This is a genomic window from Amycolatopsis bartoniae (assembly GCF_014191255.1).
GTDB lineage: Bacteria > Actinomycetota > Actinomycetes > Mycobacteriales > Pseudonocardiaceae > Amycolatopsis_E > Amycolatopsis_E bartoniae.
Window position 1 is genome coordinate 413892 of sequence record NZ_JACHWH010000003.1, and the last position, 21929, is coordinate 435820.

Annotated in this window: 20 protein-coding genes and 1 pseudogene; 18 read left to right on the plus strand and 3 right to left on the minus strand. The window is 71.5% G+C overall.

The genetic code is table 11. The features are described from left to right. Nucleotides 1-4 precede the first annotated feature (4 nt). Nucleotides 5-592, minus strand: a complete 588-nt coding sequence (locus FHX82_RS18685; RefSeq protein ID WP_145939096.1) for a TetR family transcriptional regulator — start codon at nucleotides 590-592, stop codon at nucleotides 5-7. Nucleotides 593-709: 117 nt separating this feature from the next. On the opposite strand from FHX82_RS18685, the gene FHX82_RS18690 reads away from it, so the two are divergent. Further along, nucleotides 710-1660 carry an SDR family oxidoreductase gene (locus tag FHX82_RS18690; protein WP_145939095.1) on the plus strand — a complete coding sequence of 317 codons (951 nt, stop codon included), beginning with the start codon at nucleotides 710-712 and terminating at the stop codon, nucleotides 1658-1660. A gap of 7 nt (nucleotides 1661-1667) precedes the next feature. Here the strand turns inward: FHX82_RS18690 and FHX82_RS18695 are convergent, their stop codons facing one another. Beyond that, a complete protein-coding gene (locus FHX82_RS18695; RefSeq protein WP_145939094.1) occupies nucleotides 1668-2324 on the minus strand; it encodes a GntR family transcriptional regulator in 657 nt (218 codons plus the stop codon). 208 nt (nucleotides 2325-2532) lie between these two features. Here FHX82_RS18695 and FHX82_RS18700 point away from each other — a divergent pair, with 208 nt between their 5' ends. The 13 genes and pseudogenes from FHX82_RS18700 (at nucleotide 2533) to FHX82_RS18760 (ending at nucleotide 15942) form a co-directional block, all read left to right on the plus strand. Further along, on the plus strand, nucleotides 2533-3768 hold the full coding sequence (locus FHX82_RS18700; RefSeq protein ID WP_229880593.1) for a GAF domain-containing sensor histidine kinase: 1236 nt from the start codon (nucleotides 2533-2535) through the stop codon (nucleotides 3766-3768). Further along, on the plus strand, nucleotides 3768-4445 hold the full coding sequence (locus FHX82_RS18705; RefSeq protein ID WP_145939106.1) for a response regulator: 678 nt from the start codon (nucleotides 3768-3770) through the stop codon (nucleotides 4443-4445). The genes FHX82_RS18700 and FHX82_RS18705 overlap by 1 nt, the downstream gene beginning before the upstream one ends. Before the next feature lie 618 nt (nucleotides 4446-5063). After that, nucleotides 5064-6170, plus strand: coding sequence for an NDMA-dependent alcohol dehydrogenase (locus FHX82_RS18710; RefSeq protein ID WP_145934247.1), 1107 nt, complete (start codon nucleotides 5064-5066; stop codon nucleotides 6168-6170). Nucleotides 6171-6186: 16 nt separating this feature from the next. Beyond that, nucleotides 6187-7305: an NDMA-dependent alcohol dehydrogenase gene (locus FHX82_RS18715; RefSeq protein WP_145934246.1), complete on the plus strand. Its 1119-nt coding sequence runs from the start codon at nucleotides 6187-6189 to the stop codon at nucleotides 7303-7305. A 4-nt stretch (nucleotides 7306-7309) separates the two neighbouring features. Then, nucleotides 7310-8311 carry an ABC transporter permease gene (locus tag FHX82_RS18720; RefSeq protein ID WP_145934245.1) on the plus strand — a complete coding sequence of 334 codons (1002 nt, stop codon included), beginning with the start codon at nucleotides 7310-7312 and terminating at the stop codon, nucleotides 8309-8311. Continuing rightward, complete coding sequence (locus FHX82_RS18725) at nucleotides 8298-9170, plus strand: ABC transporter permease (RefSeq protein WP_145934244.1); 873 nt, start codon at nucleotides 8298-8300, stop codon at nucleotides 9168-9170. The genes FHX82_RS18720 and FHX82_RS18725 overlap by 14 nt, the downstream gene beginning before the upstream one ends. Further along, nucleotides 9167-10192, plus strand: a complete 1026-nt coding sequence (locus FHX82_RS18730) for an ABC transporter ATP-binding protein (protein WP_145934243.1) — start codon at nucleotides 9167-9169, stop codon at nucleotides 10190-10192. Before FHX82_RS18725 ends, FHX82_RS18730 begins: the two co-directional genes overlap by 4 nt. Further along, a pseudogene (locus FHX82_RS18735) lies at nucleotides 10189-10605 on the plus strand (ATP-binding cassette domain-containing protein); the annotation flags it as partial. The gene FHX82_RS18730 and the pseudogene FHX82_RS18735, both read left to right, overlap by 4 nt. Continuing rightward, nucleotides 10512-11582 (plus strand): aldehyde dehydrogenase family protein, encoded by a 1071-nt coding sequence (locus tag FHX82_RS18740; RefSeq protein ID WP_229880595.1) that lies wholly within the window; start codon nucleotides 10512-10514, stop codon nucleotides 11580-11582. The pseudogene FHX82_RS18735 and the gene FHX82_RS18740, both read left to right, overlap by 94 nt. Next, complete coding sequence (locus FHX82_RS18745) at nucleotides 11569-12513, plus strand: LLM class F420-dependent oxidoreductase (RefSeq protein ID WP_145934242.1); 945 nt, start codon at nucleotides 11569-11571, stop codon at nucleotides 12511-12513. The genes FHX82_RS18740 and FHX82_RS18745 overlap by 14 nt, the downstream gene beginning before the upstream one ends. A gap of 11 nt (nucleotides 12514-12524) precedes the next feature. Continuing rightward, nucleotides 12525-13814 (plus strand): phenylacetate--CoA ligase family protein, encoded by a 1290-nt coding sequence (locus tag FHX82_RS18750; protein WP_145934241.1) that lies wholly within the window; start codon nucleotides 12525-12527, stop codon nucleotides 13812-13814. A 14-nt stretch (nucleotides 13815-13828) separates the two neighbouring features. Continuing rightward, complete coding sequence (locus FHX82_RS18755) at nucleotides 13829-14926, plus strand: zinc-dependent alcohol dehydrogenase (protein WP_145934240.1); 1098 nt, start codon at nucleotides 13829-13831, stop codon at nucleotides 14924-14926. An 8-nt stretch (nucleotides 14927-14934) separates the two neighbouring features. Then, nucleotides 14935-15942, plus strand: a complete 1008-nt coding sequence (locus FHX82_RS18760) for an amidohydrolase family protein (RefSeq protein ID WP_145934239.1) — start codon at nucleotides 14935-14937, stop codon at nucleotides 15940-15942. A 17-nt stretch (nucleotides 15943-15959) separates the two neighbouring features. Here the strand turns inward: FHX82_RS18760 and ligM are convergent, their stop codons facing one another. After that, entirely contained in the window at nucleotides 15960-17363 is a 1404-nt protein-coding gene (ligM, locus tag FHX82_RS18765; RefSeq protein WP_145934238.1) for a vanillate/3-O-methylgallate O-demethylase, read from the minus strand. A 212-nt stretch (nucleotides 17364-17575) separates the two neighbouring features. Between ligM and pabB the strand changes: the two genes are divergently transcribed. The 4 genes from pabB to purU are packed head-to-tail and all read left to right on the plus strand — an operon-like array spanning nucleotide 17576 to nucleotide 21896. Further along, entirely contained in the window at nucleotides 17576-18763 is a 1188-nt protein-coding gene (pabB, locus tag FHX82_RS18770; RefSeq protein WP_221216160.1) for an aminodeoxychorismate synthase component I, read from the plus strand. Nucleotides 18764-18793: 30 nt separating this feature from the next. Further along, a complete protein-coding gene (locus tag FHX82_RS18775; RefSeq protein ID WP_145934236.1) occupies nucleotides 18794-20164 on the plus strand; it encodes an aminomethyl transferase family protein in 1371 nt (456 codons plus the stop codon). After that, nucleotides 20161-21036, plus strand: coding sequence for a methylenetetrahydrofolate reductase (locus FHX82_RS18780; protein ID WP_145934235.1), 876 nt, complete (start codon nucleotides 20161-20163; stop codon nucleotides 21034-21036). The genes FHX82_RS18775 and FHX82_RS18780 overlap by 4 nt, the downstream gene beginning before the upstream one ends. Beyond that, entirely contained in the window at nucleotides 21033-21896 is an 864-nt protein-coding gene (gene purU, locus FHX82_RS18785) for a formyltetrahydrofolate deformylase (protein ID WP_145934234.1), read from the plus strand. The genes FHX82_RS18780 and purU overlap by 4 nt, the downstream gene beginning before the upstream one ends. Nucleotides 21897-21929 lie beyond the last annotated feature (33 nt).

Genomic DNA, 21929 nt, shown 5'->3' on the forward strand with positions numbered 1-21929 from the left:
ATTCTCACCCGCCGGGCGGGCGGCGGCGGGTTGGGGCCGTGGCGAGGGCGCGCAGCTCGTCGAACGCCCGCTGCAGGTGTGCCTCCGGGCTCTGCGCGGGATCGTCGACCCACGCTTGGACCGCGTGCTGGTAGGCGGCCCAGCCGGTGCGGGCGGCCAGGCGCGCCACGCCGTCGGGGATCCCGCGCTGCCGCAGCGCCTCCGCCACGGCGTCGATGAGCAGCGCGTGCTTGGCCAGTTCGCGTTCGCGCAGCGCCGGGGTCGCCGCGATGACCCGCCACCGGGGCTGGGAGTACGGGCGGTTGTGCTCCAGGTTCCGCGCGGACGTGCGGAACGCGGACAGCAGCACCTCGAACGGTTCCAGCCCCTCGGGTGCTTCGGCCACCGCTCGCATGAGCGCGGCACGCAGGTCCGCCTCACCGTCGAAGAGCACCTCCCGCTTGTCGGGGAAGTGCCGGAAGAACGTGCGCTCGTTGACGCCGGCCCTGGCGGCGATCTCCGCCGCCGTGGTCCGGTCGAACCCTCGTTCCAGGTACAGCTCCAGCGCCGCCTCCCGGAGGCGGCGGCGAGCCTCTGCTCCACTCCGCGGCACTCGTCGAGGTTAGGCCAGTGACTGGCCTCACGTTGCGCCAGTCCCTGGCACTACGCGTAAGGTCAGCGACTGGCGTTACTTAGTGCCAGTCGCTGGCGTAAAAACTGGGAGAGTTCCATGCATGTCTTCGTCACCGGCGGAACCGGCCAGACCGGCCCCGCCGTCGTCGCCGAGCTCGTCGCGGCCGGGCACACCGTCACCGGCCTGGCCCGGTCGGACACCGCCGCCGCCCGGCTGGAGTCGCTGGGCGCCACGCCACACCGCGGTTCCCTCGACGACCTCGACAGCCTCCGTCGCGGCGCCGAAGCCGCCGACGGCGTCCTGCACATGGCTTACGGCGGCGACTACGCGGATCCCGAGGACCTCGTCCGCCGCGACCGCGCGGCGATCGAAGCGCTGGGGCAGCCGCTGGCCGGGACCGGCAAGCCGCTCGTCAGCACGTCGGGCACTTTGGTGATGAAGCCGGGCCGGGTCAGCACCGAGCGGGACGAGCCGGACCCCGGCTCCGTCGCCGCCTTCCGCATCGCGGGGGAGCGGGCCTGTCTGGGCTTCGCCGGGCGAGGAGTCCGGGCCTGCGTCGTGCGGCTCGCTCCGACCGTGCACGGCCCGGCGGACCACGGGTTCATCCCCGCGCTGGTCGCGGCCGCACGCAGGGCGGGCGTCTCGGCCCATGTCGGCGACGGCACGAACCGGTGGCCCGCCGTCCACCGCGCCGACGCCGCCCGCCTTTTCCGGCTGGCGCTGGAAAAGGCTCCCGCCGGCAGCGTGCTGCACGGTGTCGGCGAGAGCGCCGTCACGATCAGGAGCATCGCGGAGCGGATCGCGCGGCAGCTGGGCGTCGCCAGCACCTCGCTGACCCTCGAACAGGCCGCCGAGCACCTCGGGAACCCGTTCCTGGCGCGGTTCTTCTCCCTCGACGTGCCCGTCTCCAGCGAGCACACGCAGGCACTGCTGGGCTGGTCGCCGCGGCACCCGACCTTGCTGGAGGACCTGGAGACCGGCGACTACTTCACTTCGGAGGCCACCGAACGCGCCGAGCGGATCTGGTCACCGCGTCACCGGAGCTGAGGCACGCTCAGGAGGACCGGCCGGTCGCCAGCCGGCGCAGGGTTCCGGCGACACCGTCCCAGTGTTCGCGGGTCGCCTGCTCCGCCTGCCGCCGGTCGTGGGTGCACACGGCGTCGATGATCCGCAGGTGGTTCCGCGTGCCCTGGGCCGCCTGGCCGGGCAGCAGCGCGACCTGGAGCTCGTACCGCACGCTCTGGTACCGCAACCGCTCCAGGATCTCCGCGGCGGTGGTCTGCCGCGAAAACTCCCGCAGCCGCACGTGCAACTGCTGGCTCAGCCTGGTGTACACCACCGCGTCTCCCGCTGCCTCACGCAGTTTCCGCTCGACGAGCCGCAGTTGCCTGCGCTCCGGTGCGGTCGCGGCGTGCGCGGCCTTGGCCGCGCACAAGGCTTCCAGCACCGCGCGGACCTCCGTGATCTCGACGGCTTCCGGCAGCTGGACCGGGCGGACGCGGGCGCCCCTGTTCCGCTCGCGCGCCACGAGTCCTTCGTTGCTCAGCAACACGATCGCCTCGCGGACGGCGCCGCGCGACGTGCCGTGCCGCCTCGCCAGCTCCGCCTCCACCAGCCGCTGCCCGGGGGACAACTCGCCGTGGTAGATCGCCGTCCGGAGGTGCTCCAGCAGGGTGGTCGCCGCCGGCGGGCGGGGCTCGGGCGGCGGCATGGCGTCGATTCTGGGACACCGGCGTGAGGGCGGGAACCCCGTGCCACGCAATGCCCCGGCCGTTCCGCGACATTCGTCGTACGTGGTCCGCGACGGGGTGCGCGGTGATCGGCAGAAACACCCGCGCGCCCCCTTGCGGGGGGCCGGACCACCTGCACAGACTGGGGCCGCGCAACTCGCGTGACGACGCTGCACGAAGGGGTCCGGCGTGACGGAAGTGGTGCCCGACGCGGCCGTGGTCTGTCCGGGCTGCGGCCGGCCACCGGGTGACGTGGGCGGGTTCGACGACGCTCGCCGCCGCCAGCGCAGGCTCGCGGCCATCGCGCGGGCGGCCTCCAGCGTCGCCGATGCCGCGTCGCTGAGCGTGACCCTCGACGTCGTCGCGCGGGAGGTCCTGCAGGCGAGCCACCTCGCGGCCGTGCAGATCCTGCGTGTCGAACACGGCGCGATGCGCGTGGTCGGCAAGGCCGGGTTCACCGACGCCGACGACTTCGCCGAACGGCTGGAGGAGTGCCGCAAGCTGGGCGCGCGCCTGAGGTTCGTCGAGGCCTTCGAGTCGCGGGAACGTGTCGTCGTGCCGCACCGCAAGGCCGGGGTGCTCGCCGACCCGCACTGGGCGCCCCTGCACGCGATCATGGGCGCGCCGGACTGGGACACGTTCGTCGCCGTCCCGCTCGTCGTGCGCGGGCGCGCGGTCGGGGTGCTCAACGCGTTCTACTCCGCGGGCGAGGACCCGAACCAGGAGACGCTGGAGTTCCTCGACGCGATGGCCGACCAGGCCGCGATGGCCGTCGACTCCGCCGAGCTGCTCGCGCGCTCCCGGCACGAGGCGCGGCTGGCCGAACGCGCCCGGCTCGCCCGGGAGCTGCACGATTCCGTGGTGCAGCAGGTGTTCTCCATGCGGATGCACGCGAAAGCCCTGCGCGCGCAGGTCGGCAGCGCCACGCCGGACCAGGTGCGCGGCGTCGCCGACGAGCTGCTCGGCCTCGCCCAGAACGCGCTCGCCGACCTGCGTGGGCTCGTCCTGCAGCTGCACCCGCTGGAGCTGGCCGGGCGCGGGCTCGCCGCCGCCGTGCGCACGCACGCCGAGTCGCTGCAGGCCGCGTCCGGGGTGCGGATCCGGATCGTTGCCGACGAGCTGCCGGACCTGCCGACCGGGTTGCAGGACGACGCGTACCGGATCGTCCAGGAGGCGCTGCACAACGTGGTCAAGCACGCGCAGGCCACGTCCGCCGTCGTGTCCATCGGCGTGGCGGGCGGGACGTTGACGCTGGAGGTGCGCGACGACGGCGTGGGGCTGGCCGGCGAGCCGCGGCCGCACGCGCTCGGGCTGGTGTCGATGCGGGAGCGGGCACAACAGTGGGGTGGGAGCATGGAGATCGGGAACACCGCGGGCGGTTGCCGGGTGCTGGTGCGCATGGCCGTGCCGGAGGGGCGGTCGTGATCGTGGCGGGCCGGGACCAGATCGGCGTGCTGGTGGTGGACGACCACGCCGTGGTGCGGCGCGGGCTGGCTGCGTACCTGGAGAGCGCCGAGGGCATCGAGGTGGTCGCGGAGGCCACCGACGGTCAGGACGCGCTGGCGGTGCTCGCCCGCCTGGCGGCGCAGGGCCGGTTGCCGCGCGTGGTGCTGATGGACGTGCTCATGCCGCGCCTGGACGGCATTTCGGCGCTGGCGGCGGTGGTGGCGAAGTACCCCGACGTGCGCGTGGTGGTGCTGACGAGCTTCGGCGAGACCGAACGCGTCCACGCGGCACTCCAGGCCGGGGCGGCGGGCTACCTGCTGAAGGACGCCGACCCGGACGAGGTCGCGGCCGCCATCCGCGCCGCGGCGCGCGGTGAGGTGCACCTGGATCCGGCCGTGGCAGGAAGGCTGACCCGGCAACTGGTGTCGCCGCCGATGGGGCTGGCGGCGCTGACGGCGAGGGAACGCACGATTCTGACGCTTGTGGCGCGAGGATTGTCGAACCGGCAGATCGCGAACGAACTGTCGATCAGCGAGCGTACTGCCCGGACCCACGTCAGCCACGTGCTGACAAAGCTGCAGTTGCCATCCCGCACACAGGCCGCGTTGTTCGCCATCAGGGAGGGACTGATAGACGCCCCCAACGGCCAGGGTTGAAAACCCCAGAGTTGGGTGGTCATCCCGTCGCCTGATTCAGGACGATCACTTTGAGCCAGGCCCGCAACCTTTTTCGAGACCGCAGCTGGCCATGCCAAGCTTGCGGGTCTGGCTCAAAGTGATATGCACAAACCGCAGGCGACGGGATGATCACTCAACTCGACCACCCACCCGAGGTGAGGTGGAGGGCTTTCCCCATCATCCTGGAGCCTGCCCGCCGGCGAGGCATTCTTTTCATCTTTTGTCTTTCGTCCCAGCGTGGTCACCAGCGGTGGGCCGGGCGCGGGCGCCCTCCAATGCCCGGCCACCCCCGCCCCATCCCCTTGATCGTTTAACGGTTGACTCACCGCGTCAAGGGCGCCTGCGGCGTCGCTGCGCGATCGCTGCGCGACCCTTGACCCGGCGAGCCAACCGCCAATGAGGCTGGGGATCGGGGACGGGGGAGGCCTGGGCGTGTGCCGGGCGGCTTTCGTCGGCGGGTGGCGGTGGCGAAGGTGGGGGTGGCTGTTGGTGGTGGGGCGATCCTGCCTTTCGCGGGGTGGAATGGGGGTGGTCGCTGTCTTTCCTTCGGGCGATGGTGGAGCCACTGCCGCAACGGGGCCGTGGGAGGAGAGCCGGATGATCACTACGCGCGCTGCGGTTTGCCGGGAGCCTCGGCGGGCCTGGGAGATCGTCGATCTCGAGTTGGACGAGCCCGGGGACGACGAGGTGCTGGTCCGGTTCCACGCCGCCGGGCTTTGTCACTCCGACGATCACATTCAGAAGGGCGACGCCCCGATGCGCTTTCCCGTGGTCGGCGGGCACGAGGGCGCCGGGGTGGTGGAGGCGGTGGGCGGCGACGTCACGCGGGTGGCGGTCGGGGACCACGTCGTGTGCTCGTTCATTCCCGCCTGCGGGCAGTGCCGCTACTGTTCCACCGGGCATCAGAACATGTGCGACGCCGGGAAGAACGCGTCCACCGGCGAGTTCCCCGACGGCACGTTCCGCTTCCACCGCGACGGCGAGGACTACGGCGGCCTGTGCGTGCTGGGCACCTTTTCCCAGTATGCGGTGCTTTCCGAGTACTCGTGCATCAAGATCCCCGACGATATCCCGTTCGACGTGGCCTCGCTCGTCAGCTGCGGGGTGCCGACGGGCTGGGGGACCGCGGTGTACGCGGGCGGTGTGCGGCCGGGTGACACCGTGGTCGTCTACGGCTCGGGTGGCGTCGGGAGCAACGCCGTGCAAGGGGCGAGGTACGCCGGGGCGAAGAACGTCGTCGTGGTGGACCCGGTGGAGTTCAAGCGGGACATGGCGAAGGTCTTCGGGGCCACGCATACGTTTGCGACCGCCCAGGAGGCGCACGACTTCGTGGTCGAGACCACGTGGGGGCAGCTCGCCGACCACGCGCTGATCACCGTGGGCGTCCTGTCCGACGAGGTGATCGCCAACGCCGTCAACGTGATCGGCAAGTCCGGCAAGGTCACCATCACCGCAGTCGGTCCTGGCCGGCTGGACCTTCCGGCCGGGGCGCTGATCGGCTACCAGCGACGGGTGCAGGGCGCGGTGTTCGGCGCCTGCAACCCACTGTACGACGTGCCGCGCCTGCTCGGGCTGTACCGCTCCGGCGACGTGAAGCTCGACGAGCTGATCACCCGCCGCTACCGGCTCGAAGAAGTCAACCAGGGCTACGAGGACATGCTCAGCGGCAAGAACATCCGCGGCGTCATCATCCACGAACACTGAAGGGAGGCGACCGAAGATGCCCATCACGACGCGCGCCGCGATCACGCGGAAGGTCAACACTCCCTGGGAGCTCGTCGAACTCCAGCTGGACGAGCCGAAGGCGCACGAGGTCCGCGTGAAGTTCGCCGCCTCCGGGCTGTGCCACTCCGACGACCACATCACGCGCGGGGACGCGCCCGTGCGGCTGCCCGTCGTCGGCGGGCACGAGGGTGCCGGGATCGTCGAGTCCGTCGGGCCGCACGTGCGGCGCGTGAAACCCGGCGACCGCGTCGTGTGCTCGTACATCCCGGCGTGCGGGGCGTGCCGCCCGTGCTCGACCGGGCACCAGAACATGTGCGAGAAGGGACTCAACGCCTCCACCGGCATGTTCCTCGACGGGACCTTCCGCTTCCACCTCGACGGCGAGGACCTGGGCGGGTTCTGCACGCTCGGCACGTTCTCCCAGTACGCCGTGGTGTCGGAGTGGGCGTGCCTCCCGCTGGCCGGCGACATCCCGTTCGAAATCGCCGCGCTCGTCGGCTGCGGCGTACCGACCGGCTGGGGCTCGGCCGTGTACGCCGCGGGAGTCCGCGCCGGGCAGACCGTGGTGATCTACGGGGCGGGCGGCGTGGGCAGCAACGCCGTGCAGGGCGCGCGCTACGCGGGAGCGAAGAACGTCGTCGTGGTGGACCCGGTGGAGTTCAAACGGGACATGGCGAAGGTTTTCGGCGCCACGCATACGTTTGCGACCGCCCAGGAAGCCCACGACTTCGTGGTCGAGACCACCTGGGGCCAGCTCGCCGACCACGCCATCTGCACCCCGGGCGTGCTCACCGAGGACGTCGTGAACTCGGCGATCGCGGTCACCGGCAAGACCGGCAAGGTCACCGTCACCGCCGTCGGGAAGATCGACGAGCGGGCGATCCACTTCCCCGGCGGGATGCTGATCGGCTACCAGCGGCAGATCCGCGGCGCCCTGTTCGGCGCCTGCAACCCGCTCTACGACGTGCCGCGCCTGCTCGGGCTCTACCGCTCCGGCGACGTGAAGCTCGACGAGCTGATCACCCGCCGCTACCGGCTCGAAGAAGTCAACCAGGGCTACGAGGACATGCTCGGCGGCAAGAACATCCGCGGCGTCATCGTCCACGAGAACTGAAACCATGGCGCACCCAGCGACGGTTCCCCTGCCGGGACTCCTGCGGTCGCCGAGCCTGCGGCTCGTCGTGCGGCGGCTGCTGATGGCCATCCCGATCGTGCTCGGCGTCAGCATCCTCACGTTCGTGGTGCTCAGCCTGATCCCGGGCAACGCGGCACAACTGCTGCTGGGTCCCGAGGCGAGCCCGGACCAGGTGGCGGCGCTGAACCACCAGATGGGCCTCGACCAGCCCGCGGTCGAGCGCTACCTGAACTGGCTGGCCGGCGCGGTGCACGGCAACTTCGGCGACTCCCTCGTCAGCGGGCAGCCGGTGTCGGTCGAGCTGACCTCACGGCTCGGCGTCAGCGGTGAGCTCGTCGGGCTCGCGTTCGTCGTCTCGCTCGGGCTCGCGATCCCGGTCGCGCTGCTCGCCGCACACCGGCCGAACAAGCTGCTGGACCGCGTGAGCATGCTGGTCAGCATCACGGGGCTGTCCGTCGCGAACTACGTGTTCGCGTTGCTGCTGGTGCTGGTGTTCGCGGTGCAGCTGGCGGTGTTCCCGGCGATCGGGTTCGTGCCGGTCAGCGACGGGCTGGGGGAGAACCTGCGCTCGCTGTTCCTGCCCGCCGTGGCGATCGCGTTCCCGCTGTTCTGCTTCTACACCCGGTTCCTGCGCGGCGACCTGGTGGACCAGCTGCAGGGCGAGGACTACATCACCACCGCGCGGGCGAAGGGCATCGGGCCGTGGCAGGTGCTGCTGCGCCACGCCTTCCGCAACTCCTCCTTCGGCCTGCTCACCGTGGTCGGGCTCAACCTCGGCACCCTGATCGGCGCGACCGTGATCATCGAGCAGATCTTCGCCCTGCCGGGCGTCGGCCAGCTGCTGCTGCAGGCGATCAACACGCGTGACTACCCGGTGGTGCAGGCGTGCGTGGTGGTGTTCGCGATCGTCGCGGTGCTGGCCAACCTCCTGACCGACCTGCTCTACGCCGTACTCGACCCGAGGATCCGCTATGGCGATCGTTGACGCGGGGGCCTCCGCCGTCCTGCTGGACGAGGACAGCGGGCTCGGCCGGGGCTGGCTGCGCCACGTCGAGCTGGTGATGCCGGTCGTGCTCCTGGTGCTGGTGGTCGGCGCGTGCTTCGTGTGGCCGCTGATCGGCCCGGTGCCGGGCCCGACGGGCGGGGACGTGCTGTCGTCGAACCTGCCGTCGTTCTCGCCGGGGCACCTGCTGGGCACCGACCCGAACGGCAACGACGTGTGGGCGCGGCTGCTCTACGGCGGCCGGTCCTCGCTGATCGTCGGCCTTTCCGTGAACGCGCTGGGCCTCGTCGTCGGCGGGACACTCGGTGCGGTAAGCGCTTACACGGGCGGCATCCTCGACGCGGCCATCATGCGCGTGCTCGACGTGCTGATCGCGTTCCCGTCGCTCGTGCTGACCCTCGCGGTGGCGCAGAGCCTCGGGCCGAGCCGGCTCAACACGATTCTCGCGCTGGCGTTCTTCTCCGTGCCCGCGTTCGCGCGGATCTCCCGGGCGGCGACGCTGCGGCTGCGCGAGCAGCCGTTCATGGTCGCCGCGGACCTGTGCGGCACGCGGACGTCGCGGATGCTGTTCCGGCACATCGCGCCGAACATCCTGCCGCAGCTGGTCACGTTCGCCATGCTGGGCATGGGGATCGTGATCGTCATCGAGGGCGCGCTGAGCTTCCTCGGCCTCGGCATCCCCGCACCGGCGCCGAGCTGGGGCAACATGATCGCCCAGGGCCAGCAGAGCCTGTCGGCGACGCCGATGCTCGTGGTGTGGCCGTGCTTGATGCTCTTCCTGACCGTGCTGGCGTTCAACCTGCTGGGTGAGACGCTGCGCTCCCGCTGGAGTGGCCGATGAGTGTCGAAGAAGCCGCGCAGCCCACCGCCGTGTCCGTCCGAAGTGGACCATCACCGTTGCTGGAGGTCCGCGATCTGCGGGTGCGGTTCCGGACACGGGGGCGCCAGGTGCACGCGGTCAACGGGCTGTCCTACCGGCTCGCCGCGGGCCGCACGCTCGCCGTCATCGGCGAGTCCGGCTCCGGCAAGAGCGTCAGCTCCCGTGCGCTGATGGGCCTGCTGCCGCCGACGGCACAGGTCAGCGGCTCGGCCCGGTTCGACGGCACCGAGCTGGTGGGAAGGTCCGAAAAGGACCTGCGCCGGCTGCGCGGGGCGGAGCTCGCCATGGTGTTCCAGGACCCGTCCCGCTCGCTCAACCCGACCATGCAGATCGGCACGCAGATCACCGAAGCCGTGCGGGCACACGGAAAAGTGGACCGCGCCACCGCGCGCGAGCGTGCCGTGGAGCTGCTCGAACTGGTCCGGCTGCCCGCGGCCGCGCGGCGGTTCCACGAGTACCCGCACCAGCTGTCCGGCGGGATGCGGCAGCGCGTGCTGATCGCGATCGCGCTCGCCGGCAACCCTCGCCTGCTCATCGCGGACGAGGCGACCACCGCGCTCGACGTCACGACGCAGGCCCAGATCATGGACCTGCTGCTGGACCTGCAGCGCACGCTCGGCACGGCGATCATCCTGATCAGCCACGACCTGGGGCTGGCCGCGAGCTACGCCGACGACGTCGTGGTGATGTACGCGGGGCGGGCGGTCGAGTACGCGGCCGCGAGCACGCTGTTCGCGCGCGTCCGGATGCCCTACACCGAGGCGTTGCTGGGGGCGATCCCGCGGCTGGAACGCCCGCCGCACGCCGAGCTGCCGGTGATCCCGGGCCAGCCACCGGACCTCACGCGCCTGCCCGCGGGCTGCCCGTTCGCGCCGCGCTGCCCCCGCGCCACCGACGAGTGCCACACGCAGGTACCGCCGTTCACCGAGCACGAGCCGGGCCACTGGTGGGCCTGCTGGCACCCCTGTGGAGACCCGTCATGACCACGCCGCTGCTGAGCGTCCGCAACGTCGTACAGGAGTTCACCGCCCGCGGCCACGGCGGCGTCAAGGGTGGTGTAGTGCACGCGGTCTCGGACGTGTCGTTCGACCTCGCGGCGGGCGAAACCCTCGGCGTGGTCGGCGAAACGGGTTCGGGGAAGTCCACTTTGGCCCGTTCCATCCTGCAGGCGCCCCGGCCCAAGTCCGGCGAGGTGCACTTCCAGGGCCAGGACCTGGTGCGCCGTCGCAGGCGTGAGCTCACCGAGGCGCGGCGGCAGCTGCAGATGGTGTTCCAGGACCCGTACGGCTCGCTCAACCCGCGGTGGCGCGTGTCGGAGATCGTCGAGGAGCCGCTCGCCGGGTACCGCGTGGGCAACCGGCGGGCCCGCGTGCGGCAGCTGCTCGACCTGGTGGGGCTGGACCCCGGCACCCCGCGATCGCCGCCGGCAACACGATCGTCGTCAAGCCCGCCGAGGACGCCCCGCTCACCCCGCTCGCGCTGGCCCGGCTCGCCCTCGACGCGGGCATCCCGCCCGGCGTGCTCAACGTCGTCACCGGCTACGGACCCGAAGCGGGCGCCGCGATTCCCGCGCATCCCGGCATCCGCCGCATGAGCTTCACCGGCTCGCCCGAGACCGGGTCGCTCGTCATGGCCGCGTGCGCGAAGAACCTCACGCCGCTGCACCTTGAGCTCGGCGGCAAGTCCCCGCAGGTGATCTTCGCCGACGCCGACCTCGACGCCGCGGTGCCCGCCATCGCCACCGGGATCACGCTCAACACCGGGCAGATCTGCGCTGCCGGCTCCCGGGTCGTCGTCGAGGAGTCCGTGCACGCCGAGGTCGTGCAGCGGCTCGCCGAAGCGCTCGGCCGGGTGCGGATCGGGCCGTGGCACGAGCAGGTGCAGATGGGCCCGCTGATCAACGCGAAGCAGCACGACCGCGTGCTGAACTACGTGCGGCTGGGCCAGGAGGAGGGCGCCGAGCTCGTCGTCGGCGGCGGAGTGCCGCGGGGTGAGGACTACGCGCGCGGGTTCTTCGTCGAGGCCACGCTGTTCGACCGCGTCGACCCGGGAATGCGGATCGCGCGCGAGGAGATCTTCGGGCCGGTGCTGTCGGTGATCCCGGTGCACGGCGAGGCCGAGGCGATCGAGGTGGCCAACGGCACCGACTACGGCCTGGTCGCGTCGGTGTGGACGCGGGACGTCGGGCGCGCCGTGCGGATGTCAAAGGCGCTGCAGGCCGGGCAGGTCTCCGTGAACGCGGCGCTCGGCGGGGGCGTGATCGGCGCGCCCTTCGGCGGCTACAAGCGCAGCGGTTTCGGCCGCACCATGGGCGCGGACGCAGTGCTCGACTACACCCAGGTGAAGGCGGTGTCCCTGCGTGGCACGCACTGACTTCCGCCTGCGGGTGCTGGTGGAACCCCGCCACGGCGCGGGCTACGACCAGCTCCTCGCGCTGGCGCTCGCCGTGGAGGACGCCGGGTTCGAGGCGTTCTTCCGCTCCGACCACCTGCTCGGCGTCGACCCGGCCGACCGGACCTACCGGCCCACCGACTGCTGGACCACGCTCGGCGGCCTCGCCCGCGACACCCGCCGCATCCGGCTCGGCGCGCTCGTCGGGGCCGCGACCTTCCGCGCGCCCGGGCTGCTGGCCACCATCGTCGCGTCGGTGGACCAGATGAGCGGCGGCCGCGTCGAGCTGGGGCTGGGCACCGGCTGGTACGAACGCGAGCACGCCGCGTTCGGCATCCCCTTTCCCGGCACCGGCGAGCGGTTCGACCGGTTCGAGGAGACGCTGGCGATCGTCACCGGACTGTGGCGCACACCCGAGGGGGAGATATTCTCCTTCCAGGGCAAGCACTTCTCCCTCGATGAGAACGGCGCCCCGCCCCGGACGGTGCAGCGCCCGCATCCACCGGTGATCATCGGCGGCGCGGGTCCGAAAAGGACTCCGGCCATCGCCGCCCGTTTCGCCGACGAGTTCAACAGCGCGCTGGGCGTGGACCCGCGGGAGCGGTTCGCGATCTTCGGCCGTGCCTGCGAGGCGATCGGGCGTGACCCGGACGAGGCGCGGCGCTCGGTCGTGCTGCCGGTCGCGTGCGGCACGACTTCCGCCGACATCGAGCGCCGGGCGGCGGTCATGGGCTCGGACCTCATCCGCGACAACGCGGTGATCGGCACGCCCGCCGAGGTCACCGAACGCGTCGCGGGCCTGCGTGACGCCGGTGCCGACACCGTGTACCTGCACATCTACGACATCGACGATCTGGAGCACATCGCGTTGCTCGGCGCCGAGGTCGTGCCATCCGCCGTGTCCGGCGGCTGAAGGGATTTCCTGTGGTCACCTCCGGTTTCGTCGCACCCGAGGACCGAGACGCCGTCACGAGAGCCCTGCGTGCCCAGCTCGACGGGCTGCCCGCGCGGTCGCCGTTCTACACGGACCTGTTCGCCCAGCACGCGATCACCCCTGCGGCACTGTCCACACTCGACGATCTGGCCAAGTTCCCCTTCACCGAAAAGCAGATGCTGCGCGACTCGCAGGCCGAGTCGCCGCCGCTCGGGCGGCACGCCGGAGTCGGCCTCACCGAGGTCGTCCGCGTGCACGCCTCCACCGGCACGACCGGGAAGCCCAGCTGGGTCGGCGTCACCCGGCGCGACGCGGCCGCGTGGACCGAGATGGTCGCCCGCGCGTTCCGCACGATGGGCGCCACCCGCGAGGACATCGTGGTGCACGGCGCCGGGCTGACGCTGTTCGTCGGCGGGCTGCCCATCCGCGACGCGCTGGAGAGCATCGGCTCGACCCTCGTGCCGATCGGCACCGGCGCGTCGGAGAAAGCCGTGCTGGCCATGGAAACCCTCGGGGTCACCGCACTGCACTCCACTCCGTCCTACGTCCGCTACCTCGCCGAGTACGTGCGTGGGCTGGGCCGGGACCCGCGGGAGTTCGGGCTGCGCAAGGTGTTCGTCGGCGGGGAGCCCGGCGGGGGAGAGCCCGCGTTCCGCGAGTACGTCGAACGGGAGTGGGGCGCGCCGGTCACCGAAGGGCTCGGCAACGCCGACATGGCGCCGGTGCTGTTCGGGGAAGCGCCGGACAGCGGCGGAATGCGGTTCACCGGCGGCAGGCACGTGGTGGTGGAGCTGATCGACCCCGACAGCGGAGAGCCCGTCGAGGCCGAACCGGGCGCGTCCGGCGAACTGGTCTACACCTCCGTGGACCGCGAATGCTGTCCGCTGGTGCGGTTCCGCACCCGTGACCGCGTCGTGGTCACGGGCCGCGCGACGGACGGCGCCCCGCTGATCCGCTGCGTCGGGCGCACTGACGACATGCTGATCGTGCTGGGGGTCAACGTGTTCCCGTCCGCCGTGCGGGATCTCGTGCAGACGCGGCACCCGCGCACGACCGGCGCGGTGCAGATCGTCGTGCCGGGCACCGGGCCGCGCGTCGAGCCGCCGCTGCGAGTCGAGGCCGAATGGGGCGACGCGCCGGGCGACCGGGACCAGCTGCGCCACGAGCTGGAGGGGCTCATCCGGGCGCGGCTGTCCGTGCGCGCCGAGGTGACGCTGGTGCCGCCCGGCACCCTCGAACGGTCCGAGATGAAGTCCCGGCTGGTCCGGCTCGCCGGCTGACCCGAGGAGGAGCCATGGCAGAAACCGTCCGCGCCGCCGTGCAGACCGGGCCCCGCGGCATCGAGATCCGCGAGTTCCCGCGCCCGGAGATCGGGCCGGACGACGGGCTGCTGCGCGTGGAGGCCAACGGCATCTGCGGCAGCGACGTCGAAACGTACAAGGGACACCTGGGCTACGGCGACCGCGGGCCGTTCATCCCCGGGCACGAGCCGCTCGGCGTGATCGAGGAGATCGGTGAGCGGGCCGCGGCACGCTGGGGCGTCGAGCCGGGCGACCGCGTGGCGCTGGAGGTGATCGTGCCGTGCCACGCGTGCCAGCAGTGCCTCACCGGGCGCTACCAGTCCTGCCCGAACCGGAAGTACGGGCACGGGGTCACCGGCATCGACGTCGAACCCGCGATCTGGGGCGGGCTCGCCGAGTACCTGTACCTCTCGCCGGGCAGCGTGCTGCACCGGATCGAGCGCAGCGTGCCGGTCGAGGTCGCGGCGATGTTCAACCCCCTCGGCGCGGGTGTGCGCTGGGCGGCCGGGCTGGGCGGTGTCCGGCTCGGCGACACGGTGCTGGTGCTCGGGTGCGGGCAGCGGGGCCTCGCGTCCGTCATCGCCGCTCGCGCCGCGGGGGCGGGCACGATTATCGTGACGGGCCTGGAGTCCGATGAGCACAAGCTCGCACTGGCGCGTGAGTTCGGCGCCGACCACACGATCTTCGCCGACTCCGAGCACACCGTTGAGAAGGTCGCCGACCTCACCGGGGGCGCGATGGCGGACGTGACCCTCGAACTGACTCCGATGGCCGCCGCCCCGGTCGCCGACGCGCTGCTGGCCACGCGCCACGGCGGCCGCGTCGTGCTCGCGGGACTCAAGGGCGGCAAGGAGATTCCACTGAGGACGGACTTGATCGTCAACCGCGCGTTGCAGATCTTCGGCGCGTTCGGGGTGGACGCGACGGCGAACGAGCAGGCGATCGCGATCATCGAGTCCGGCCGGTTCCCGCTGGAGAAGCTGCACACCCATACCTTCGGGCTCGACGACACCGCGCTCGCGATCGAAACCCTCGCGGGCGAGGTGCCCGGCGAGCAGGCCGTGCACGTGTCCGTTCACCCGCACCTGTAGGAGGTTCCGTGCTCGCCGACGCCCACGCCCACCTGCTGCCGCGCGACTATCCCGCCGACGCGCCCGCCTGTTTCCCGCGGATGGAGCCGGTCGACGGCGAATCCGCGCGGCTGCTGCTGTTCGGCGCGATGCGGTTCAAGGCCCGCGACGCCTTCTTCGACGCCGAGCGGCGGATCGAGGAGATGGCCGCCTCCGGGGTCGACTTCGAGGTCCTCAGCCCGATGCCGCCGCTGCTGCGCTACGACCTGCCGGCCGGCGACGGGCTCACGCTGGCCCGGCACGTCAACGAGTTCACGGCCACGCTGTGCGCCAGTGACCCGGCCCGGTTCGCCGGGCTGGGCATGGTGCCGTTGCAGGACCCCGAGGTGGCGGCCGCGGAGCTGGCCGCCGTGCGCGACGCCGGGCTGCGGGGCGTGGAGATCGCGTCGAACGTGCTCGGGGTGTCCATTGGGGACGAACGGTTCCTGCCGTTCTTCGCCGAGGCGGAACGGCTGGGCCTGGCGGTGTTCGTGCACGCGATGCCGAGCCCGACCGACCGGCTCCCACCGTCCACAATGGGCACTTACGTCGTCGGTCTGGAGGGCGCGCTGGCGGCGGCGTCGCTCATCGCGGGCGGGACGGCGGCGAAGTGCCCGGACCTGCGGCTGTCGTTCAGCCACGCGGCGGGCGGTTTCGGCCTGATGGTGCCGCGCGCGCAGTACTTCTGGAGCGGCACCTGGAACGAGGAGCCGCCCGTCCCGGAGCGGGCGCTGGCCCACGACGACGGCCCGTCCCCGCTGGACTACGCGCGCCGGTTCTACTACGACTCCGCGGTGTTCGACGCCAGGGCGCTGCGGTACCTGGTGGACCTGATGGGCGCCGACCGCCTGCTCGTCGGCTCCGACTTCCCCGCGATGCCACGGGAGGAACCGGCGGGCCGCACACTGCGCACGATCGGCCTGCCGGAAGCCGAACTGAACGACATCCTGTGGGACAACGCCTTCCGGTTCCTGGGCATGGCGGCGCCGCGGCACTGACGGCGCCGCCGTGCACCTCAGGCCTTGACCGCTGTCCGCCAGCCGTGGTGGTAGTCCTCCCGGGCGATCTTCGAGTACGGCGCCGGGCTGACCACCGCGCGCACCGGGAGCTGCTCGTGCGGCTGGACGGTGGTCTTCCTGCTGCCGCCGCCCGGCTCGCCCCACATCACCGTCACCTCGGCGCCCAGCGGGACGTCCGGGTTCACCGTCGCCAGCGACAGCACCTGGTGCTCGTTCGTGCTGTAGCCGGTGAACAGCGACAGGCCCACGAGGGTGCCGTCCGCGTCCAGCACCGAGTCGAAGTTCGACGAGCCGTAGTTGGCGTTGGGCAGGTCGAAGAACTGGTACCGCGCGCCGCCCGGTTCGACGATCGTCGACAGGAGCTTCGCGACGTCCTCGGAGTTCCACGCCAGCGTCACCTTGCGGCGCTGGCTGTCCTTGTCCAGCGACTCCAGCGCGTCCCGGCCGACGAAGTCGTGGTCGAACTTCACGAACGAGCCGTAACCCAGCTCCCACGGGTTGAGGTAGTAGTCCCGGATGTCGTCGGACACGTAGCTGCCCGCCAGCGCGTTCGTCGCCTCGTAGCTGTCCGCGCCCAGCCACTCGCGGTACGGGCGCAGCTCCTCGCTGGTGTACACCGCGGGCAGCGGCGACGGGATCCAGCCCGACTCCAGCGTGTTGCACGAGTACGCCCGCGAACCACACGGCTCCAGCCCGAACTCCTGCCCCGCCTCCAGGATCGCGTCACGGATCTTGAAGTAGCTGTCGTACGGGCCCCAGATCTCCAGGCCCGGCGCGCCCGCCATGCCGTGGCGCAGCGTGCGCACACGCTCACCCGCGATGGTCAGGTAGTCCATGTGGAAGAACTTCACCGGTTCCACCTTGCCGCCGTTGATCTTTTCGATCACGTCCCAGGCGCGCGGGCCCTGGATCTGGAAGCGCCACAGGTCACGCCGCACGGGCAGGCCGTACGGGCGCGACGGCGAGCGCTGGTCGAGGCGGATGTCCAGGTCGTAGCCCCGGGAGCCCTTGAACGACAGCCAGTTGGCCACCGGCGCGCGCCCGACGAACACGAACTCCTCATCGGCGAGGTGGAAGAGGATGCCGTCGCCGATCACGCCGCCCTCGGGGGACACCGGGACGAACTGCTTCGCGGTGTTCACGGGGAACTTCGCGGTGCTGTTGATCCCGGTGTCGGTGAACAGCTTCAGCGCGTCCGGCCCGGAGACGAACAGGTTGACCATGTGGTGCGACTGGTCGAACAGCACCGCGGTCTCCCGCCACGCGATCGTTTCCCGGCGCCAGTTCGTGAACTCCGCCGGCACCACGGGATAGATGTAGGCCCCCAGCTGCGAGTTGCGCAGCAGCTCCACCGTGTTCCCCGCCCGGTCCAGCACTTCCTGCAGGTTCTTCGCGTTCATCTGCTACCCGTTCTCGTTCGGATCCGTCACTGGGAAAACTACGCACGAACGCCGCCGGAGGGCAGCGAGGAATGGTGGGAATGGAATGCTCCCGGTGGTGAGACGGCCCGCGACAATTGTCGCGCCCGGTGATCGCCATGCCGCCGTCCCGCCGGGCGGGGGTGCCGGTTAGCGTGATGCCCGACCCTTTCCCGGACCGCGGAGGTGGGCCTGTGCGGCCACAGGAGGCGTGGGCCCGCTTCGACGATCTGCGCGCGGGCACGGCGTGGGCCTTTCCCGGCATCGCCTACGACCTCGTGGCGACCCGCCCGCGCGAGGTGCCCGGGGTGCTCGCCGAACTGGACCGGGCGACCGCGGACGGCTGGTGGGCCTTCGGTTTCGTCGCCTACGAGGCCGCCGCGGGCCTCGACCCGGCGTTGCCGGTGCACGACCCCGTGCCCGGGCTGCCGCTCGCGTGGTTCGGCGTGTGCGCGGCTCCGGAGAGCGTGCCCGTGGTGACTCCCGGTGGCGAGTACAAGGTCGGCGACTGGGTGCCCGACTGGGGGCCGGCGCAGCACCGGCGGCGGGTCGAGGCCGTCCGGCGGCACATCGCCGCGGGGGAGACCTACCAGTGCAACCTGACCACCCGTCTCACCACGGAGTTCGCCGGGGACCCGCGTGCCCTGTACGCGGACCTGGCCCTGGCGCAGCAGGGCTCGTACCACGCGTGCCTCGACCTCGGCCGGTTCGTCGTCGCGAGCGCGAGCCCCGAGCTGTTCTTCGAGATCCGCGACCGCGACGTGCACCTGCGGCCGATGAAGGGCACCGCCCGCCGCGGCGGGACTCCCGCCGAGGACGCCGAACTGGTGACCCGGTTGCGGGCCAGCGCGAAGGAACGCGCCGAGAACATCATGATCGTCGACCTGATCCGCAACGACGTGGCGCGCGTCGCGGAGACCGGCAGCGTCCGCGTCACGTCCCTGTGCCACGCCGAGCGGTACGAAACCGTGCACCAGCTCACCTCGGGCGTCAGCGCGCGGCTGCGGCCGGACGCCGGGCTGCCCGAGGTGTTCCGCGCGTTGTTCCCGTGTGGTTCCGTCACCGGCGCGCCGAAGGCCCGCACGATGGAACTGATCCGCGACCTCGAAACGGGCCCGCGCGGTGTCTACTGCGGAGCCATCGGCATGCTCGCCCCGGCCGGGGCGCCGTTCCGCGCGCGGTTCTCCGTGGCCATCCGCACCGTGCTGGCCGACCGGGACACCGGCCTCGCCACGTACGGCACCGGCGGCGGTATCACGTGGGATTCCGACCCGGCGGCCGAATACGCCGAACTGCAAGCGAAAGCCGCCGTGCTCGGCGCCGGAAGTGAGGCGCGTCACGGACATTTGTCGCAGCAAGTTCGGACCCGTTGCCCGAGGTGAAGCGAACTCCCTTCGGCTGTACTGGAAAGCATGGGAGAGAGCCTCGAAGCCGCGATCCGCCGTGCGGGCTCGCCGGTCGCGCTGCTGCGTGACTCGGCGGCGCGCCCGCACACGTTCCCGGTCGCGCCCGAGTTCACGAACTGGCGCTCGGAGCAGCGCGCGTGGCGCACCGCGTGCGTGCTGTTCGACCAGTCCCACCACATGACGGACTTCTTCCTGCGGGGCAAGGACGCGCTGCGGCTGCTGAGCGACTTCGGCGTCAACTCGTTCGAGAACTTCAAGCCGGGCAAGGCGAAGCAGTACGTCGCGACGAGTGAGAGCGGTCACCTGATCGGCGACGCGATCCTGTTCCATCTCGACGACGGGGAGTTCGACCTCGTCGGGCATCCGACGGTCGCGAACTGGTTGCGGTACCACGCCGAAACCGGCGGCTACGACGTGACGACCGAGCGCGACGACAACTCCTTCGACCGGCCCTCCGGGCCGCCGAAGCTGTACCGGTACGAGCTGCAGGGCCCCACCGCGGGACCGCTCGTGGAGAAGCTGACCGGCGGCCCGCTGCCGGACGTGAAGTTCTTCACCATGACGGAGTTCGCCATCGCGGGACACCGCGTGCGCGCGCTGCGCCACGGCATGGCGGGCCAGCCCGGGTTCGAGCTGTTCGGCCCCTGGGCCGAGGGCGAGGACGTGCTCGGCGCGATCCTCGAAGCGGGCGAGCACACCGGACTCGTCCGGGCCGGGGCGAAGGCGTACTCGACGGCGAACCTGGAGTCCGGCTGGATTCCCACCGCCGTTCCGGCGATCTTCGGCCCCGAGGCACGCGGCTACCGCGAGTGGCTGAGCGCGGACGCGCTCGGCTCGCTGGGCGGCAGCATGGACTCCGCCGACATCACCGACTACTGCGTCACCCCGTACGACTTCGGCTACGGCCGCACCGTGCGGTTCGACCACGACTTCCTCGGCCGAGCGGCGCTGGAACGGCTCCGCCCGCACCGGCGCAAGGTGACGCTCGTGTGGCACGCCGACGACGTCGCGGCCGTGGTGCGGTCGCTGCTCGAACCCGGCACCCCGGCGAAGTACCTGGAAATGCCGAAGGCCCGTTACGCGTTCTTCCAGGTGGACAAGGTGCTGCGGGACGGCGCGCCCGTCGGCCTGTCGCTCGACGCGGGTTACCTCACCAACGAACAGTCCTTCGTGTCGCTGGCCACCGTGGATGCGGACGTGCCGGAGGGTGCCGAGGTGACGGTGCTGTGGGGCGAGGAACCCAACTCCGCCAAGCCGTCCGTGGAACGGCACCGGCAGGTGCCCGTCCGCGCGACGGTGGCGCCCGCGCCGTTCGTCCGGGAGGTCCGCGACTCCTACCGCACGTCCCCGCAGACAGGAATGAGGAACCACCGATGACCCTCTCCCAGGAGACGCCCCGCGCCCGCCGCGCCGGCCTCGCCGAGCTCGTGCGCACCATGAGCTACGAGGTGATGCCGTTCAAGAACACCGAGCGCGACGTCCTCGAGTACGTGCCGACGTCGGTGCCGCTGACGGTCACGGTCACCGAGGCCAAGGGGATCGGCACCACGCTCGACCTCACCGAGCGGCTGCTGCGCCACGGCTACACCGTCGCCCCGCACCTGCCGGCCCGGCAGTTCACCGACGAAGCCCATGTCGCCGACGTCGTGGCGCGCCTGACCGAGGCCGGGGTGCGGTCGGTGTTCGTCGTGGGCGGCGACGCGCCGGAGCCCGCGGGCCGGTTCGACGACGCGTACTCGCTGCTGCGGGCGATGGCGGAGATCGGCCACCCGTTCGACGAGGTCGGCATCGGCGGCTATCCCGAGGGACACCCGAAGATCCCGCGGGAGACGCTCGACCTGGCGCTCAAGCAGAAGGCCCCGCTCGCCACGCGCCTCCTCACGCAGATCTGCTTCGACGCGAACACCACGGCGGACTGGGCCGCGGGTCTCGCCGCGGACGGCCTGACGCTGCCCGTGTACGTCGGCATGCCCGGGCCGGTGAACCGGCAGAAGCTGATGCGGATCTCGGCGGGGATCGGGCTCGGGCAGTCCGCGCGGTTCCTGCAGAAGCAGCAAAGCCTGCTCTGGCGTTTCCTGCTGCCCGGCGGCTACGACCCGACGAAGCTCGCGCGCCGCCTCGGCGCCGCGGCGGCCCGGTCGGACGGCAACATCCGGGGCCTGCACATCTTCACCTTCAACGAGCTGCGGGGCACCGAGGAGTGGCGGCAGCGCCTGCTGGCCGCACTGGCGGGGAAGGACCGGTCATGACCGAGCCCGCCGACTACGGCCGCCTGATCGTGCAGGGCGCCGACCGGCCCGGCATCGTCGCGACCGTGTCCGGCGCGCTCACCGAGCACGGGGCGAACATCGTGGCGCTGGACCAGTCGTCGAGCGACCCGTCGGGCGGCCGGTTCTTCCAGCGCACCGTGTTCCACCTGCCCGGGCTGTCGGAGAAGCTCGACGCGCTGCACGGGGCGCTCGACGCGAAGCTCGGCGACGAGCTGGGTCTCGACTTCCGGCTCGTGGAGGCCCGCAGGCGCAAGCGCGTGGCGATCTTCGTGTCCAAAATGGACCACTGCCTGCTGGACCTGCTGTGGCGCCAGCGGCGGGGCGAGATCCCGATGACGGTGCCGATGGTCGTGTCGAACCACCCCGACCTCGGCGACGACGTGCGGCAGTTCGGCATCCCGTTCTTCCACGTGCCGGTGGAGCGCGGGAAGAAGGCGGTGGCGGAGAAGGAGCAGCTGAACCTGCTCAAGGGCAACGTCGATCTGCTCGTGCTGGCGCGGTACATGCAGATCCTGTCGGGGGAGTTCCTGGACGAGCTCGGCGTGCCGGTGATCAACATCCACCACTCGTTCCTGCCCGCGTTCATGGGCGCGGGCCCGTACCAGCGGGCGAAGGAGCGGGGCGTGAAGCTGGTGGGCGCCACCGCGCACTACGTGACCGAGGACCTCGACGAGGGCCCGATCATCGAGCAGGACGTGATCCGCGTCTCGCACCACGAGTCCGTGCGGGACCTGCAGCGCAAGGGTGCCGACGTGGAACGCCTGGTGCTCTCCCGAGCGGTCGGCTGGCACTGTGAGGACCGCGTGCTGCGCGACGGCAACAGCACGGTGGTGTTCTAGGCTCTTCCAAAAGTGGCTTGACGGCCGGTGCGG

Bases quoted from the DNA above. Each gene is read 5' to 3' on its own strand.
- FHX82_RS18780 (WP_145934235.1), top strand. From the start codon at position 20,161: ATGACCCTCTCCCAGGAGACGCCCCGCGCCCGCCGCGCCGGCCTCGCC.
- purU (WP_145934234.1), top strand. From the start codon at position 21,033: ATGACCGAGCCCGCCGACTACGGCCGCCTGATCGTGCAGGGCGCCGAC.
- FHX82_RS18755 (WP_145934240.1), top strand. From the start codon at position 13,829: ATGGCAGAAACCGTCCGCGCCGCCGTGCAGACCGGGCCCCGCGGCATC.
- FHX82_RS18725 (WP_145934244.1), top strand. From the start codon at position 8,298: ATGGCGATCGTTGACGCGGGGGCCTCCGCCGTCCTGCTGGACGAGGAC.
- FHX82_RS18710 (WP_145934247.1), top strand. From the start codon at position 5,064: ATGATCACTACGCGCGCTGCGGTTTGCCGGGAGCCTCGGCGGGCCTGG.
- FHX82_RS18695 (WP_145939094.1), bottom strand. From the start codon at position 2,324: ATGCCGCCGCCCGAGCCCCGCCCGCCGGCGGCGACCACCCTGCTGGAG.
- FHX82_RS18720 (WP_145934245.1), top strand. From the start codon at position 7,310: ATGGCGCACCCAGCGACGGTTCCCCTGCCGGGACTCCTGCGGTCGCCG.
- FHX82_RS18775 (WP_145934236.1), top strand. From the start codon at position 18,794: ATGGGAGAGAGCCTCGAAGCCGCGATCCGCCGTGCGGGCTCGCCGGTC.
- ligM (WP_145934238.1), bottom strand. From the start codon at position 17,363: ATGAACGCGAAGAACCTGCAGGAAGTGCTGGACCGGGCGGGGAACACG.
- FHX82_RS18715 (WP_145934246.1), top strand. From the start codon at position 6,187: ATGCCCATCACGACGCGCGCCGCGATCACGCGGAAGGTCAACACTCCC.
- FHX82_RS18690 (WP_145939095.1), top strand. From the start codon at position 710: ATGCATGTCTTCGTCACCGGCGGAACCGGCCAGACCGGCCCCGCCGTC.
- FHX82_RS18730 (WP_145934243.1), top strand. From the start codon at position 9,167: ATGAGTGTCGAAGAAGCCGCGCAGCCCACCGCCGTGTCCGTCCGAAGT.